The organism is Streptomyces sp. NPDC104381 (assembly GCF_055583745.1).
On the sequence record NZ_JBVJNK010000002.1, the window covers coordinates 273,964 to 289,656 of the forward strand.

The 15,693-nt window shown below is 72.2% G+C and carries 12 protein-coding genes; 3 read left to right on the forward strand and 9 right to left on the reverse strand.

The window, feature by feature from the left end; translation table 11 throughout:
- Window positions 1-74 precede the first annotated feature (74 nt).
- Entirely contained in the window at window positions 75-932 is an 858-nt protein-coding gene (locus ACZ607_RS06250; RefSeq protein ID WP_469732275.1) for a nucleotidyltransferase domain-containing protein, read from the forward strand.
- A 114-nt stretch (window positions 933-1,046) separates the two neighbouring features.
- Entirely contained in the window at window positions 1,047-2,321 is a 1,275-nt protein-coding gene (locus ACZ607_RS06255) for an LAETG motif-containing sortase-dependent surface protein (protein WP_469732277.1), read from the forward strand.
- Window positions 2,322-2,390: 69 nt separating this feature from the next.
- On the opposite strand, the gene ACZ607_RS06260 is transcribed toward ACZ607_RS06255, so the two are convergent.
- The 8 genes from ACZ607_RS06260 to ACZ607_RS06295 form a co-directional block, all read right to left on the reverse strand.
- Complete coding sequence (locus ACZ607_RS06260; RefSeq protein ID WP_469732279.1) at window positions 2,391-3,242, reverse strand: inositol monophosphatase family protein; 852 nt, start codon at window positions 3,240-3,242, stop codon at window positions 2,391-2,393.
- A 45-nt stretch (window positions 3,243-3,287) separates the two neighbouring features.
- The gene (locus ACZ607_RS06265) at window positions 3,288-5,153 is read right to left on the reverse strand and encodes a gamma-glutamyltransferase family protein (RefSeq protein WP_469732281.1); all 1,866 of its coding nucleotides are present in this window, start codon (window positions 5,151-5,153) and stop codon (window positions 3,288-3,290) included.
- Between the two features lie 86 nt (window positions 5,154-5,239).
- On the reverse strand, window positions 5,240-6,259 hold the full coding sequence (locus tag ACZ607_RS06270; RefSeq protein ID WP_469733410.1) for an ABC transporter ATP-binding protein: 1,020 nt from the start codon (window positions 6,257-6,259) through the stop codon (window positions 5,240-5,242).
- Between the two features lie 74 nt (window positions 6,260-6,333).
- Entirely contained in the window at window positions 6,334-7,419 is a 1,086-nt protein-coding gene (locus ACZ607_RS06275; RefSeq protein WP_469732282.1) for an ABC transporter ATP-binding protein, read from the reverse strand.
- The gene (locus ACZ607_RS06280; RefSeq protein ID WP_469732284.1) at window positions 7,416-8,306 is read right to left on the reverse strand and encodes an ABC transporter permease; all 891 of its coding nucleotides are present in this window, start codon (window positions 8,304-8,306) and stop codon (window positions 7,416-7,418) included. The genes ACZ607_RS06275 and ACZ607_RS06280 overlap by 4 nt, the downstream gene beginning before the upstream one ends.
- Window positions 8,303-9,256, reverse strand: a complete 954-nt coding sequence (locus ACZ607_RS06285) for an ABC transporter permease (protein ID WP_322982868.1) — start codon at window positions 9,254-9,256, stop codon at window positions 8,303-8,305. The genes ACZ607_RS06280 and ACZ607_RS06285 overlap by 4 nt, the downstream gene beginning before the upstream one ends.
- Window positions 9,253-10,758 (reverse strand): ABC transporter substrate-binding protein, encoded by a 1,506-nt coding sequence (locus ACZ607_RS06290; protein WP_469732286.1) that lies wholly within the window; start codon window positions 10,756-10,758, stop codon window positions 9,253-9,255. Before ACZ607_RS06290 ends, ACZ607_RS06285 begins: the two co-directional genes overlap by 4 nt.
- 425 nt (window positions 10,759-11,183) lie before the next feature.
- Window positions 11,184-12,035 carry a maleylpyruvate isomerase family mycothiol-dependent enzyme gene (locus ACZ607_RS06295; RefSeq protein WP_469732288.1) on the reverse strand — a complete coding sequence of 284 codons (852 nt, stop codon included), beginning with the start codon at window positions 12,033-12,035 and terminating at the stop codon, window positions 11,184-11,186.
- A gap of 221 nt (window positions 12,036-12,256) precedes the next feature.
- Between ACZ607_RS06295 and ACZ607_RS06300 the strand changes: the two genes are divergently transcribed.
- Window positions 12,257-13,321 carry a lipoate--protein ligase family protein gene (locus tag ACZ607_RS06300; RefSeq protein WP_469732290.1) on the forward strand — a complete coding sequence of 355 codons (1,065 nt, stop codon included), beginning with the start codon at window positions 12,257-12,259 and terminating at the stop codon, window positions 13,319-13,321.
- A 100-nt stretch (window positions 13,322-13,421) separates the two neighbouring features.
- On the opposite strand, the gene ACZ607_RS06305 is transcribed toward ACZ607_RS06300, so the two are convergent.
- On the reverse strand, window positions 13,422-15,641 hold the full coding sequence (locus ACZ607_RS06305; protein WP_469732292.1) for an NADP-dependent isocitrate dehydrogenase: 2,220 nt from the start codon (window positions 15,639-15,641) through the stop codon (window positions 13,422-13,424).
- Between the last annotated feature and the right edge of the window lie 52 nt (window positions 15,642-15,693).

A 15,693-nucleotide genomic window follows, 5' to 3' on the forward strand; every position in this document is an offset into this window, starting at 1 on the left:
TCGTCAGCCGATGGCCAGGGCACCCAGGATATTCATGTACGCCGACAACGGACCCCCGGGTAGCCTCGCGCTCGATGACGCCCGCACACGCACCCTCTCCCTCCGTCGCCGCGATGGCCTCCCGGCTCAGCCGGCTGTCGGGCATCGAGGCCGTCGCCCTGGGCGGCAGCCGGGCCCGCGGCACCCACCGCCCCGATTCCGACTGGGATCTGGGCCTGTACTACCGGGGCGTCCCCGACCTGGAGGCGCTCACCGCTCTGGCGTCCGAGGTCCAGGGCGCACCGGCCGAGGTGGCGGGCCCCGGCGGGTGGGGGCCCTGGGTGAACGGCGGCGCGTGGCTGACCGTGGACGGAGTCGCCGTCGACTGGATCCTGCGCGATCTGGACCGGGTGGAGTCGGTGTGGTCGGACTGCCGTGAGGGCCGGTACGAGGTGGGCGTCCAGCCCGGCCACCCGCTGGGCTTCTGGTCCCCCTGCTACGTGGGTGAGGTCGCCCTCGGCCGGGTGCTGGAGGACCCGGGCGGTGACCTGGCATCCCTTCAGGAGGCGGTGCGCGCCTACCCGGAGCCGCTGCGCCGGGCGCTGACCGCCGCGGTGTGGGAGTCGGACTTCTCCGTGGCCTCCGCCCGCAAGTCGGCCCCGTCGGGGGACACGCTCCATGTGTCCCTCTGTCTGGCGAAGGCCTTCGGGGTGCTGGCCCAGGCCCTGCACGCCCACCACCGCGTCTGGTGCCTGAACGAGAAGGGGGCGCTCGCCTCCGCCGCATCTCTGCCCGGCACCCCCGTGGACTTCGCGGACCGGGTGTCGGCGGCCCTGCGGGGCCTGGACGCGGCCGCCGTGGAGACGGCGGCGGGGGTCGTACGTGACGTCCGGGCGGTGCTGGACGGCGACTCGCCGGCCACGGGCGGGAGCGGCGTACACCCGGACGGGTGAACCGCCGAAGTGCGTGGTGGGTGCAACCGTTCGACGGCCGGGAGCGTCTGATCTTCAGGTAAGTGATGTGCCGGAGACGGCATTCACACCGCACGCCACGACGAGGGAACTTCTATGACTCACACTCTTCCCGGCCGCCGTCCTTCGCGCGCCGCGGTCGGTGTACTCGCCGCCGCCACGCTGACCGGGCTCGCTTCCTTGCCCGCCGTCGCAGTGGCGGCGGAGCCGGACCTCGGGATCGGGAAGCTGGCGCCGATCACGGGTGCGCAGCCGGGCAGCGGCGTCGACGTGCCGTTCTCGGTGCTGAACAAGGGCACCGAGGAGGTCGGCAAGGTGTGGGTGACCTACACCGTCACCTCGGGCCTGGCCGCGGCGGACTCCTACGGGAACTGCCTGTACTCGACCGAGTCGTCCGCCGACGAGGAACCGGAGAAGGCCGTCGCGGTGTGTGCCGTCGAGCAGCCGCTGAAGCCCGGTGTCCTCTACGTGCCGGAGCAGCCGATCGGCCTGAAGGCGCAGGACAGCGCGCTGTACGACAAGGTCCGTGTGAGCGTCGACGCGACGGATCCGGGATCGTCCGACAACGGGGGGTCCGACCCGGTGCCCGGCACGGGCGCCCCGCTGAAGCTGGTCGAGAAGGGGGAGGCGACCGACGCGGACCGGGCGGGCCACGGCGAGGCGTCCTCCTCCGCGGACGTCACCGCCGTCAACACCGCCGACTTCGCGGTGACCGGCGCCCGGCTCCAGGGCAAGGTGGGCGACAAGGTCACCGCCTCGGTGAAGTTCGTCAACGACGGCCCGGCCTGGGTCTATCGCGAGCTGGGCCAGGGGGCCGCCACCGTCGACGTCCGGATACCGCCGGGCACGTCGGTCGTGAAGGCGCACGACTTCTGCAGCCCGGTCTCCAAGACGCACTACACCTGCGGGACCTCGCAGTCGTGGGTGAACCCGGGTCGCGGCGAGACGTACCCGTTCGTCCTGCGGATCGACAAGACCGTCGAGGGTGCGACCGGGAAGGTCTCCTTCGCCGGGGCGGACAGGCCGTTCGACGAGAACGCCGCCAACGACACCGCCGACATCGTCGTCGACGCCGGCGCCGGCACGACGGGCGGCTCCTCGACCGGTGGCTCCACGTCCGGCGGCTCCTCGACCGAGGGATCCTCGACGGGCGGTTCCACGTCCGGTGGTTCCACGTCCGGTACGTCCGGCGGTTCCTCGTCCGGCGGTTCCACGTCGGGCGGCTCCGTCCCGCAGACGGCGACGGGCGGCAACCTCGCGGCGACCGGTTCCAGCTCCTCGCTCCCCCTGGTGGGAGCGTCGGCGGCGGCGCTGGTCGCGGGCGGCGGGATCTTCTACGCCGTCCGGAAGCGGGCGGCCGGCGTCAGGTAGGGCACGTACGAAGTGAGTCGTGGCCGGTACGGAACACCCGTACCGGCCACAGCCGTTCGTGGGCCGTGGTCAGCCTTCGCCGCCCGCCCTCAGCGCCTGGAGGATCCTCCCGGCCGTGGCCTCGTCCCTCGCCGCGGTGAACGGCAGATCGTTTCCTCCGGTGATGCGGTACGGGACTCCGGAGAGCGTCGACTGGGCGCCGCCCGCCTCGGTGACCAGGAGGAGGCCCGCCGCGTGGTCCCACGCGAACTCCCAGTTGAAGGCGACGGCGTCGGAGGCGCCGCACGCGACGGCCAGATATTCCAGGCCCGCCGATCCGCACGCGCGGGCGTCGATGCCGTCGGTCCGCAGCCCGAGCAGGGCGCGCTTCTGGGCGTCGGAGGTGTAGTCGGGGTGCGACATGGCCACCTTGAGGACGGCGCCGGGCGCGGGCGAACCGCTGCGCACCGTGGTGCCGTTGAGCGTGGCACCCCGGCCCCGCACCGCGATGGCCAGCTCGTCGAGGACGGGGGCGTACGTCCACGAGGCGTACACCTCGCCGTGCAGCGCCAGGGCCACCAGGGTGCAGAAGCCGGGTTCGCCGTGGACGAACTGCCGGGTGCCGTCGACCGGGTCGACGATCCACACGGGTGCGTCGCCGCCGAGGGCGTCGTAGACGGCGGGGTCGGCGTGGACGGCCTCCTCGCCGACGACCACCGAACCGGGCAGCAGCCGGGTCAGGGCGTCGGTGAGGTACTCCTCGGCCAGCCGGTCCGCGGCGGTGACCAGGTCGTGCGGGCCGCTCTTCTCGACGATCTCGTGGGCGGCCAGCTGCCGGTAGCGCGGCAGGATCTCGGCGGCGGCCGCCGCGCGCACCACGGCTTCCACCTCGGCCAGCTGTCCGGCTTCCCCGGCGGTCCCGTACACGAAGTCATCGATCATGACTCCAGCTAAGCACGGCCCGCCGGGGGCGCTCCGGGCAGGAGGTCAGCGGCCGACCGCGTACCCCTGCATGCCGCGCGGATTGGCGGCGGCGGACAGGACTCCGGTCTCCGGGTCCCGGGCGACGGCGCACATCCGGCCCTCGGACCACGGGTCGCCGACGGTCACGTCATGGCCCCGGCGCCGCAGCTCTTCGACGACCTCCGGGTCCATGCCCTCCTCGACGGTGACGCTGCCGGGGCGCATCCCGCGCGGGAAGAAGGAGCCGGGGAAGCTGTCGTTGTGCCAGTTCGGGGCGTCGATGGCGCCCTGGAGGTCGAGGCCGCCGCGGACCCGGGCGCGCAGCGCCACGGCGAGGAAGAAGTGCAGCTGCCACTGGTCCTGCTGGTCGCCGCCGGGGGTGCCGAACGCCATGACGGGCACGCCGTCGCGCAGGGCGAGGGACGGCGTCAGGGTGGTGCGCGGGCGGCGGCCGGGGGTCAGGGTGTTCGGCAGGCCCTCGTCGAGCCAGGCCATCTGCAGCCGGGTGCCGAGCGGGAAGCCCAGCTCGGGCACGACCGGGTTGGACTGGAGCCAGCCGCCGCTGGGCGTGGCGGCGACCATGTTGCCCCAGCGGTCGACGATGTCGAGGTGGCAGGTGTCGCCGCGGGTCGAGCCGTCCTTGGCGACGGCGGGTTCGCCCACGCGGTCGGCGGTGACCGTCGGCTCGCCCGCGCCCTCCTTCGCGACTGTGGGCTCTCCGGCGCCGGCCACCGGGATGCCCATGGCGTCGAAGCCCGACTCGCCGGCGGCGACGGCGTGGGCGTGCGCGCTGAGCACCGGGGTGCGGCCCCCGGGGCTGCCGGGGCGCAGCTCCAGGGAGGCGGTGTCCTCGATCAGGGCGCGGCGCTCGTCGTTGTACGCGTCGGAGAGCAGCGTGCCGAGCGGGACGTCGGTGGCGTCGCCGTACCAGGCCTCGCGGTCGGCCATCGCCAGCTTGCACCCCTCGACGAGCAGGTGGACGTAGTCGGCGGAGCCGTAGGCGGGGAGCTCGGGCGGGAGGAGGGCGAGCTGCTGGAGGAAGGCGGGGCCCTGGCTCCAGCCGGCCGCCTTGGCCAGCGTCCAGCCGTTCCACTCGTAGGTGGCGGGCGCCTCGTACGTCGCGGACCAGCCCGCCAGGTCGGCGGCGGTGAGGGTGCCGGTGTGGCGGGTGCCGCTGGTGTCCATGGTGGGCACGGCGGCCTGGCGGACCAGCGCCTCGGCGATGAACCCGGTGCTCCAGACGGCGCGGGCGGCGTCTATCTGGGCCTCGCGGTCCTCGCCGCCCTTCTCCTCGGCCTCGGCCACGAGGCGGCGCCAGGTGGCGGCGAGGGCCGGGTTGCGGAACAGCTTGCCGGGCTCGGGGGCCTTCCCGCCCGGGAGGTAGACCTCGGCGGAGGTCGGCCACTCGGTCTCGAAGAGCTCGCGGACGGTCTCCACGGTCTGGCCGACGCGCTCGACGGGGGCGTGGCCGTCCTCGGCGTAACCGATCGCGTAGCGCAGGACCTCGGCGAGGGTCTTCGTGCCGTGGTCGCGCAGCAGCAGCATCCAGGCGTCGAAGGCGCCCGGTACGGCGGCGGCGAGCGGGCCGGTGCCGGGGACCAGGTCGAGGCCGAGCGAGCGGTAGTGCGCGGCGGAGGCGCCCGCCGGGGCGGGGCCCTGGCCGCACAGCACCCGTACCTCGCCGTCCTTCGGCGCGAGGATCATCGGGACCTCCCCGGCCGGGCCGTTGAGGTGCGGTTCGACGACGTGCAGGACGAAGCCGGCGGCGACGGCCGCGTCATAGGCGTTGCCGCCGTCCTCCAGGACGGCCATCGCGGACTGCGAGGCGAGCCAGTGGGTGGAGGACACCATGCCGAAGGTGCCCTGGAGGGTGGGGCGGGTGGTGAACACGGGTGCGGCTCCTTGCTGCGGCGTGCGGAATTTCTGTGGTGCCTTGCGGATCGTACGTACGGGACGCGGGCCCCGGACAGGGCAGGTCAGACGGCGGCTGCGTCCGGGGCGGTGCCGTCGTCGGTGACCAGGTGGCAGGAGACCTGCCGGCCGCCGGGGACCTCGCGCAGGGCGGGGACCTCGGTGCGGCACCGGTCGACGGCGAGGGGGCAGCGGGTGTGGAAGCGGCAGCCATCGAACACGCGGCCCGTAGGGCCTCCGGCCGGGGTGGTGGTCGGGCGACGGGCGGGCGGGTCGAGGGGGCTGGGGAGTTCTCCGTGCAGCACGATGCGTTCGCGGGAGCGCTGGGCGACCGGGTCGGGGACCGGGGCGGCGGAGAGCAGGGCCTGGGTGTAGGGGTGCTTGGGCGCGGCGAACAGCTCGGCCGTCGGGGCCTGTTCGACGATCTGACCGAGGTACATCACGGCGATCCGGTCGGCGAGGAACTCGACGGCGGCCAGGTCGTGGGTGATGAACAGGCAGCCGAAGCCCCGGTCGCGCTGGAGGTCGGCCAGCAGGTTCAGCACGGACGCCTGGACGGAGACGTCGAGCGCGGAGGTGGGTTCGTCGGCGACGACCAGGTCGGGGTCGCAGGACAGGGCGCGGGCGATGGAGATGCGCTGGCGCTGCCCGCCGGACAGCTCGTGGGGGTGCCGGTCGGCGTGCTCGGGGCGGAGCCCGACCTGGCCGAGGAGCTGCTCGACGCGTTCCCGTACGGCTGCTCTGTTCTGTCGGCGGTCCCGGCGGTGCAGCCGGATGGGCTCGGCGATGATCTGGCCGACGGTCATGCGCGGGTCCAGCGAGGACGACGGGTCCTGGAAGACCAGGTGGAAGTCCTTGCGCAGGGGGCGCAGCGCGCGGCGGGAGAGGTGGCTGACGTCGGTGCCGTTGATGTGGACGGTGCCGGCGGTGGGTTCGTCGAGGCGTACGGCGCACCGGCCGACGGTCGACTTGCCGCTGCCGGACTCGCCGACGAGGCCGACGACCTCGCCGCGGCCGATGGTGATGGAGACCCCGTCGACGGCCCGGACGGTGCCGCCGCCGGAGGCGCCGAAGTGGCGTTCCATGCCGCTGATCTCCAGGACCGGCGGCGGCGTGGTGTCGGCGCCCTCGCGCGGGGCGGGGACGGTCTGTGCGGTGGTCACTCTCCGGCCTCCTGGGCTGCGGCGCTGGTTCCGGGGCCGGTCCCGGTGTCGGTGTCGGCCTCGGCGTACGGGTGCCAGCAGGCGGCCCGGTGCGAGGCGTCCGCTCCGGCCTCCCGGTCGACGGCGCGGAGGCCGGGGCGGCTTCCGGTGCAGGTGTCGTCGGCGCGGGAGCAGCGGGGTGCGAACGTACAGGCGTCGGGCTGGCTGTCCAGGCTGGGGACCAGGCCGGGGATCTCGGGCAGCCGGCGCTTGCCCTCGCCGCCGGGCCGCAGCACGGCGCCGAGCAGGCCGCGGGTGTAGGGGTGCCGGCCGGCGGCGAACAGGTCGTGCACCGGGGCCTGTTCGACGGCGCGCCCGGCGTACATCACGAGCACCCGGTCGGCCGCGTCGGCGACGACCCCGAGGTCGTGGGTGACCAGGACGATGGCGGTGCCGAGGCGTTCGCGCAGGGACTGGAGTACTTCGAGGATGCCGGCCTGCACGGTGACGTCCAGTGCGGTCGTCGGTTCGTCGGCGATGAGGACGGCCGGGTCGCAGGCCACCGCGATGGCGATCATGACGCGCTGGCGCATGCCGCCGGAGAGCTGGTGCGGGTACTCGTCGATCCTGCGGGCGGGCGCCGGGATCCCGACGAGTTCGAGGAGTTCCACGGCGCGGGCCTTGGCCTCCTTGCGGCTCAGCCCCTGGTGCCTGCGCAGCACCTCGCCGATCTGCCGGCCGATGGTGAGGACCGGGTTCAGCGAGGTCATCGGCTCCTGGAAGATCATCGCGATGTCCTTGCCGCGGACCTTCTGGAGTTCCTTCTCGGACGCGCCGACCAGCTCGCGTCCGCCGAGCCTGATGGAGCCGCCGATGCGGGCGGTCGGCGGGAGCAGGCCCATGGCCGCCATCGAGGTGACGGACTTCCCGCAGCCCGACTCCCCCACCACGGCGAGGACCTCGCCGGGTGCCACGTCGTAGGAGACGCCGTCGACGGCGTGCACGGTGCGGGTGTCGGAGTGGAAGGAGACCGACAGGTCGCGCACGCTCAGCGCGGGTTCGGCCGGCGTCTTCCGTACGGGTTCGAGGACGGTCTCGGTCATCGGGTGGCTCCTCGGGGGTCCAGGACGTCACGCAGGCCGTCGCCGAGCAGGTTGAAGGCCAGCGTCGCCGCGACGATCGCGAGGCCGGGGAAGACGGCTAGCCAGGGTGCGGGCGCCAGGAAGGACTGGGCGCCGGAGAGCATCACACCGAGCGAGGGGTTCGGCGGCTGGACGCCGAGGCCGAGGAAGCTCAGCAGCGCCTCGCCGATGATCGCGGCGGGGATGCCCACGGTGGCCTGGACGATGAGGGCGGAGGTGGCGTTGGGGAGGATGTGCCGGAAGAGGACGGTGCCGTCGCCGCCCCCGTTGGCCACGGCCGCGGCGACGTAGTCGACGTGCTTGAGCCGCAGGGTCTCGGCCCGGGTGATCCGGATGACGGCGGGGATCTGCGAGATGCCGATGGCGATGGTCGCGTTGGTGAGCGACGGGCCGAGGATCGCGGCGAGTCCGACGGCGAGCACCAGGAAGGGGAACGCCAGCATGGTGTCGGTCAGCCGGGACACCGCGGTGTCCGCGAACCGGCCGTAGTACCCGGCGAGCAGCCCCAGCGGTACGCCGACGAGGAAGGCCAGCACCACGGCGACGAGCCCGACCTGCATGGACGCGCGGGCGCCGTGGACGATGCGGGAGAGCTGGTCGCGCCCGAGGTCGTCCGTGCCGAGCCAGTGCGCGGCGCTCGGCTCGGCCAGTACGTTGCCGAAGTCGGGCTGCGACGGGTCGTACGGGGCGACGAGCGGGGCGAACAGGGCGGTCAGGACGAAGACGGCGGCGATGATCCCGCCGGTGAGGGCGAGCTTGTTCCTGCGCAGGGCCCGCAGCTTGCCGCCGCCGGCCTTCCGCTCGCTCGCCCGGGGTGGGGTGGGGAGCGCTGTGGTCGCGGTGGTCACCGGGCACCTCCGAGCCGGATGCGCGGGTCGATGACCGAATAGACCACGTCGACCAGCAGGTTGATGAGGATGTACGCGGCCGAGGTGCAGAGCACCACGGCCTGGAGTGTCGCGTAGTCGCGGGTGAAGACCGCGTCGATGGTGAGCTTGCCGAAGCCGGGGAGGACGAAGATCTGCTCGGTGACGACGGCCCCGGAGATCAGGTGTCCGAGCTGGAGGCCGAGCACGGTCACGACGGTGACCAGCGAGTTGCGCAGCGCGTGCCCGCCGACGACGGATCCCCTGGACAGGCCCTTGGCGCGGGCGGTCCTGACGTAGTCGGCGGAGAGCGAGTCGAGCATCGCGGCCCGGGTCTGCCGCATGACGACGGCGGCGAGACCGGATCCCAGCACGATGGCCGGCAGCACCATGCGGCGCAGGTTGTCGACGGGATCGGTGCCGAAGGGTACGTAACCGGAGGCGGCGAACACGGGGATGGCGATGGCGAATCCGAGGACGAGGACGATGCCGAGCCAGAAGGTCGGGATGGAGAGGCCGATCAGCGCGATGGCGTTGGCGAGCCACTCCTCCGGCTTTCCGCGCCGCACGGCGGCGACCACTCCGGCGCCGATGCCGACGACGATCGCCAGGAGCAGGGAGAGCGCGGCCAGTTCCAGCGTGACCGGCAGGGCCTGGCCGATCGCGTCGGCGACCGGGAGCCCCGTACGGGAGGAGGTGCCGAGGTCGCCGGTGAGGGCGTGCCCGATGAACCGCCCGTACTGGATGACGACGTTGTCGTTCAGCCCGTAGCTCTCCCGGATGGCGGCGAGCGCCTCGGGGCTGCGTTCCTCGCCGGCCAGCGCGAGCGCCGGGTCTCCGGGCAGCGCCCGGATGCCGGCGAAGACGACGACGCTGACGAGGAAGAGGGTGATGAGGGACTGACGCAGGCGCGTCAGCAGGTACTTCGTCATCGGGTGTACCCCGCATTCTTGACCCGGACCAGTCCGTCGCCGTAGACGTGGATGCCCGCGATGTCCTTGCCGGCGACGACGTAGTTCTTCTGCCGGTAGAGGTAGATCAGGGCGTGGGCGTCCTGGACGCGCCGGGTGAGCTCGTCGTAGATCTCGGTGCGCCGTGCGGGGTCCGCGACGCTGCGGCCCTCGGCGATCAGCTTGTCGATCTCCGGGTCGCCGAGGCCGTAGGCGTTCATGGCGCCCGCGGTCTTCAGGAAGTTGGAGACGTTGCCGTCCGGGTCGAGCCGGCCGGACCAGCCGCTGGTGAAGACGTCGTAGTCGCCGGCGTCGGTCTCGGCGAGCATGGTGGCGTACTCGGTGGGGCGCAGCGACAGTTCGAAGCCGGCCTCCTTGACCATGGCCTGGAGCACCTGTCCGACGCGCCCCTGCTCGGGGGTGGTGGACGTCTTCAGCTCGATCTTCACCGGGGTCTTCACCCCGGCCTCCTTCAGCAGTTCCTTCGCCCGGTCGACGTCGCGCCGGGGACAGTCCTCGGGTGCGACGCCCGGGGCGATGGCGGACTGCGGGGAGATGGGGCCGCAGGCCGGCTCGTACATCCCCTGGAAGACGACCTTGTTGAGCAGGTCGCGGTCGATGGCCAGCTCGAACGCCTCGCGGACCCGGACGTCCCGGGCGATCGGGGTGTCGATCTTCCCGGGCTTCTGCCCGAGGCCCTTGACGTTGCCGACGTTGAGGCCGATGCCCTGGTAGCCGAGCGAGGGCGAGTTGAAGAGCTGGAGCTTCGGCTCGGTCAGGGCGCTCTGTACGTCGACGGGGGCCATCTGGTCGCCGACCTGGAGGTCGCCGGAGCGCAGGTTGGCGAGCCTGACGTTGCCGTCGGGGATCGGCTTGTAGATCACGCCGTCCAGGTGGACCCGGCCGGCGTCGTAGTAGTTCGGGTCCTTCTCCAGCACGATCCGGTCGCCGCCGGTGCGCTCGACGAAGCGGAAGGGGCCGACGCAGGAAGGGTGGTTGGTGAAGTTCTTCCCGTACTTCTTCAGTGCGGTGGGTGACATCACCATCCCGGACCGGTCGGCGAGCACACCGGTCAGCGGGACGTAGGGGTGGTCGAGCGTCAGCCGGACGGTGAGCGGTCCGGTGGCCTGCGCCTCGGTGACCGGGGCCAGCTCGGTGGAGCGGGCCGATCCGGGGAGATCGCGGTGGCGCAGCAGCGAGGTGACGACCGCATCCGCGTCCAGCCGGGTTCCGTCGCTGAACTTCAGCCCGGGGCGCAGCTCGATGGTGACCGTGCGGCCGTCGGCCGAGGTGGTCGGGAGCGACGCGGCGAGCTGCGGCACGAAGGTGCCGTCCTCGTCGATGTCGTAGAGCTTCTCGCACATGCCCGCGAAGACCGTGCGGCCCACGAGGGTCTGGGCCAGGGTGGGATCCAGTTTGTCCGGATCCGAGTTGAGGGCGACGGTGAGTGTCCCGCCGTCGCGTACGGACCGGTCATCGGTCATGCGCACACCACCGACTTCGGTCGCCGAGGACTGCAACGACGCGCAGCCCGAGGTGAGGGACACCAACGCAACCGCCACCAGGGCAACCGCTTTTCGGCGCACGGGGGCCTACCTCCCGCCAGGGGTGATCAAGGAATATCGCAGACCGTATTTCGCATACAGTCCGCAAAGCAAGAGGTCGGCTCACATGACGGACAGCTTTTACCTGACGATCGGATAACGGAGCGGCGGCGACCGGGCAGCCGGCAGCCCGGCTGCCGCCCCACAGCGGGACACACGGCATCCACGGGCCCGCCACCGGGCCCCGCACACCGCCTCGCGGTCGTATACCAAAGCGGAGCCGGTCGCTCCACGGAGCCGCGGCCATGACCGCGGAGCCTTCCCCCGGCCGCGGAGCCGTGGCCCGGCCGCGGAGCCGCCGGGCCTCAGGGAGCCCTGAAGTACTCCGGGAACCTGGGCCCCCACCACGGCTTGCGGCCCCACGCGAGGACCCGGCCCCTGGCCATGGCGCCCACCGGTGAGCAGCGGCCGAGGGCCATCAGCAGGAAGGTGACCGGCTCGATGGAGATCGTGCAGTCCGGGCGGTCCGGAAGGTCGTGACCCACGGTCGCCGTACCGTCGGTGAACGTCACCCCGAACCGGCCGCCGCCCCACAGCCGGACCGCGTAGCGGGCGTTCAGCCCCGCCGTGGTCGCGGCGTCGGTCACCCGTGGCATCGCCTCGACCATGAACGGGAGCGTCAGCGCGACCCGGGCGCGGTCGAGCATGTGCGGACGCCCCAGCGCGCGGGCCAGGTCGTAGCCGTGGCCCAGCATGTGCGTCAGGAGGTACGAGCCGAGAACCGCCCGGTTCATCGGGCCCATCGGCGTCATCAGCGTCTCGTCCACGGGGTGCCCGGCCACCGCGTCCAGACACGCGCCGGCGTGTGTCTCGATCATCGCGGCCAGCGGCTCCACCCGCCGTTCACGGAAAGCGGCCAGGGCCTGCTCGTTGGCGGCGGCGATGCCCTGCGGAGTGCCGTCGCCGTAGGGGTGGGGCCGCCCCGCCGCCACCTCCGCCATCAGCTCGTTGGCCTGGGCGAGGTGCGCGGCCAGCTCCCCCACCGTCCACACCAGCCCCGGCACGGGAGCGCCGCTGTCAGGTGCGCCGCGCAGCAGCTCCGCGATCTCCCCGGCGGTCGCGCGGACCGCGTCGGCCAGCCCCTCGGGAAGGCACTCGGGAAGGCTCTCGGGGCCCGTCTCCCGGACGTCCCGCCCCTGATCCGCCGCTGAGCCCATACCGTTGCCACTCCTCTGAACGCGGGCCCGTCGCCCGGACCCGCCACCCGTGCCGATGGCCTGCGGATACACAAGAGCAGTCCGTACGGCTTCCCGGCAAGGGGCCGGTAGCCGTTCGTCACGAGCGAGCATTAGAGTCCGATATGACGCATGTGCACGGTTGTCCGGATGTCGGAGCACCAGGCTCCCGGTCCACGCCGTGCACGGGAAGGAACTCCGCCGTGCACGGTGAGTACAAGGTCCCCGGCGGCAAGCTGGTCACCGTCGATCTGACCGTCGAGGGAGGGGCCCTGCGTGACGTGCGCGTCGCCGGGGACTTCTTCCTGGAGCCCGACGAGGCGATCCTCTCGATCAACGGGGCCCTGGAGGGCGCTCCCGCGTCGACGGACACCGCGGGCCTGGCGGCCCGGATCACGGCGGCGCTGCCGGAGTCGGCCGTCCTGCTGGGACTCACCGCGGAGGGCGTCGGCATCGCCGTACGGCGCGCCCTGGCGCACGCCACCGAGTGGAGCGACTACGACTGGCAGCTGGTGCACACCGAGCCGCAGGCCCCGGCCCTGCACATGGCGCTGGACGAGGTCCTCACCGCCGAGGTGGCCGCGGGACGGCGGGCCCCGACCCTGCGCGTCTGGGAGTGGGCCTCCCCCGCGGTCGTCATCGGCAGCTTCCAGTCCCTGCGCAACGAGGTGGATCCGGTGGGGGCGGCGCGCCACGGGATGACCGTGGTGCGCCGTGTCTCCGGCGGCGGTGCCATGTTCGTCGAGCCCATGAGCACGATCACGTACTCGCTGTCCGTGCCGGAGTCTCTGGTGTCGGGGCTGTCCTTCGCCGACAGCTACGCCTACCTCGACGACTGGGTCCTGGGCGCGCTGGGCGACATGGGCATCAGGGCCTGGTACCAGCCGCTCAACGACATCGCCACCGACGCCGGCAAGATCGCCGGTGCCGCCCAGAAGCGGATGGTCGGCCCCGACGGCGGCCCCGGGGCGGTCCTGCACCACGTGACCATGTCGTACGACATCGACGCCGAGAAGATGCTCGAGGTCCTGCGGATCGGCAAGGAGAAGATGTCCGACAAGGGCACCAGGAGCGCCAAGAAGCGCGTCGACCCGCTCCGCCGCCAGACCGGCCTCGCCCGGGAGCAGGTGATCGAGAACATGATCGCCTCCTTCCGCGGCCGCTACGGGCTGACCACCGGCGGGATCACCGCGGAGGAGCTGGCCCGGGCGCAGGAGCTGGTGCAGACGAAGTTCGCGACCGAGGAGTGGACCGCGCGCGTGCCGTAGGCGCCGCCGGGCCCCGGTCGCCCCGGGGCCCGTACGCACGACCGCCCCGGCGGGCGGGAAGCCTGCCGGGGCGGTCGTGCGTACGGTGTGCGGTCCGGGGTCAGCCCAGGGTCGCGATGGCCTTGTTGAAGGTGGCCGACGGACGCATCACGGCCTCCGCCTTCGCCGGGTCGGGCTGGTAGTAGCCACCGATGTCGGCCGGCTTGCCCTGGACGGCGGCGAGCTCGCCGACGATGGTCTGCTCCTGCTCGGACAGCGTCCTGGCGAGCGGCCCGAACGCCTCGGCGAGCGCGGCGTCGTCGGTCTGCTGCGCCAGCTCCTGGGCCCAGTAGAGCGCCAGGTAGAAGTGGCTGCCGCGGTTGTCGATGCCACCGATCTTGCGGCTCGGGGACTTGTCCTCGTTGAGGAAGGTGCCCGTCGCCCGGTCCAGGGTGTCCGCGAGCACCTTGGCGCGCGCGTTGTCCGTGGTGGTGGCCAGGTGCTCGAAGCTGACGGCCAGGGCGAGGAACTCACCCAGGCTGTCCCAGCGCAGGTAGTCCTCCTTGACCAACTGCTGGACGTGCTTGGGCGCGGAGCCGCCGGCGCCCGTCTCGAACAGTCCGCCGCCGTTCATGAGCGGGACGACGGAGAGCATCTTCGCGCTGGTGCCCAGCTCGAGGATGGGGAACAGGTCGGTGAGGTAGTCACGCAGCACGTTGCCGGTGACCGAGATGGTGTCCTCGCCGCGGCGGATGCGCTCCAGGGAGAAGGCGGTGGCCTCCTCCGGCGTCCGGATGGAGATGTCCAGGCCGTCGGTGTCGTGGTCGGCCAGGTAGGTGTTGACCTTGGCGATGAGGTTGGCGTCGTGCGCGCGGCCCTCGTCGAGCCAGAACACGGCCGGGTTGCCGGTCGCGCGGGCGCGGGTGACGGCGAGCTTGACCCAGTCCTGGATCGGCAGGTCCTTGGTCTGGCACATCCGGAAGATGTCACCGGCGCCGACGGCCTGCTCCAGCACGACGTCGCCCTTGGCGTCGACGACCCGCACGGTGCCCGTGGTGGGGACCTCGAAGGTCTTGTCGTGGCTGCCGTACTCCTCGGCCTTCTGCGCCATCAGACCGACGTTGGGTACGGAACCCATGGTCGACGGGTCGAAGGCGCCGTTGGCGCGGCAGTCGTCGATGACGACCTGGTAGACACCGGCGTAGCTGCTGTCCGGGAGGACGGCGATGGTGTCGGCCTCATTGCCGTCCGGGCCCCACATGTGGCCGGACGTGCGGATCATGGCCGGCATGGACGCGTCGACGATGACGTCGCTCGGCACGTGCAGGTTGGTGATGCCCTTGTCGGAGTCGACCATCGCCAGGGCCGGGCCCTCGGCGAGCTCGGCCTCGAAGGACGCCTTGATCTCGGCGCCGGCGTCCACGGAGTCGAGGCCCTTGAGGATGCCGCCGAGGCCGTCGTTCGGGGTCAGGCCGGCCGCCGCGAGCGCGTCGCCGTACTTGGCGAAGGTGTTCGGGAAGAAGGCGCGGACCACGTGGCCGAAGATGATCGGGTCGGAGACCTTCATCATCGTGGCCTTGAGGTGGACGGAGAACAGCACGCCCTCGGCCTTGGCGCGCGCGACCTGGGCGGTGAAGAACTCGCGCAGCGCGGCGACGCGCATGACGGCGGCGTCCACGACCTCACCGGCGAGGACCGGGACGGACTCGCGCAGGACGGTGGTGGTGCCGTCGTCGCCCGCGAGCTCGATGCGCAGCGAGCCGGCCTCGGAGATCACGACGGACTTCTCCGTCGAGCGGAAGTCGTCGACGCCCATGGTGGCGACGTTGGTCTTCGAGTCGGCGGTCCAGGCGCCCATGCGGTGCGGGTGGGCCTTGGCGTAGTTCTTGACCGACGCGGGGGCGCGGCGGTCGGAGTTGCCCTCACGCAGGACGGGGTTCACCGCGCTGCCCTTGACCTTGTCGTACCGCGCGCGGACGTCCTTGTCCTCGTCGGTCCGCGGGTCGTCCGGGTAGTCGGGAAGCGCGTAGCCCTGCTCCTGGAGCTCTGCGATCGCGGCCTTGAGCTGCGGGATCGAGGCCGAGATGTTGGGCAGCTTGATGATGTTCGCGCCGGGAGTCCTGGCCAGCTCGCCGAGCTCGGCGAGCGCGTCATCGATACGCTGATCGGCCTTGAGACGCTCCGGGAAGCCGGCGATGATCCGCCCCGCCAGGGAGATGTCGCGGCGCTCCACCGTGACACCCGCGGTCGAGGCGTAGGCCTCGATGACGGGCAGGAACGAGTACGTCGCCAGGGCAGGGGCCTCGTCGGTGTGCGTATAGATGATGGTCGAGTCAGTCACCGGGTGCTCCGCTCCACGTCTGCAACATTGCTTGACATCAAGATATCTCGTG

Coding starts and splice junctions, on each gene's coding strand:
- ACZ607_RS06250 (WP_469732275.1), top strand. CDS start 75: ATGACGCCCGCACACGCACCCTCTCCCTCCGTCGCCGCGATGGCCTCC.
- ACZ607_RS06255 (WP_469732277.1), top strand. CDS start 1,047: ATGACTCACACTCTTCCCGGCCGCCGTCCTTCGCGCGCCGCGGTCGGT.
- ACZ607_RS06260 (WP_469732279.1), bottom strand. CDS start 3,242: ATGATCGATGACTTCGTGTACGGGACCGCCGGGGAAGCCGGACAGCTG.
- ACZ607_RS06270 (WP_469733410.1), bottom strand. CDS start 6,259: ATGGAACGCCACTTCGGCGCCTCCGGCGGCGGCACCGTCCGGGCCGTC.
- ACZ607_RS06275 (WP_469732282.1), bottom strand. CDS start 7,419: ATGACCGAGACCGTCCTCGAACCCGTACGGAAGACGCCGGCCGAACCC.
- ACZ607_RS06285 (WP_322982868.1), bottom strand. CDS start 9,256: ATGACGAAGTACCTGCTGACGCGCCTGCGTCAGTCCCTCATCACCCTC.
- ACZ607_RS06290 (WP_469732286.1), bottom strand. CDS start 10,758: ATGACCGATGACCGGTCCGTACGCGACGGCGGGACACTCACCGTCGCC.
- ACZ607_RS06295 (WP_469732288.1), bottom strand. CDS start 12,035: ATGGGCTCAGCGGCGGATCAGGGGCGGGACGTCCGGGAGACGGGCCCC.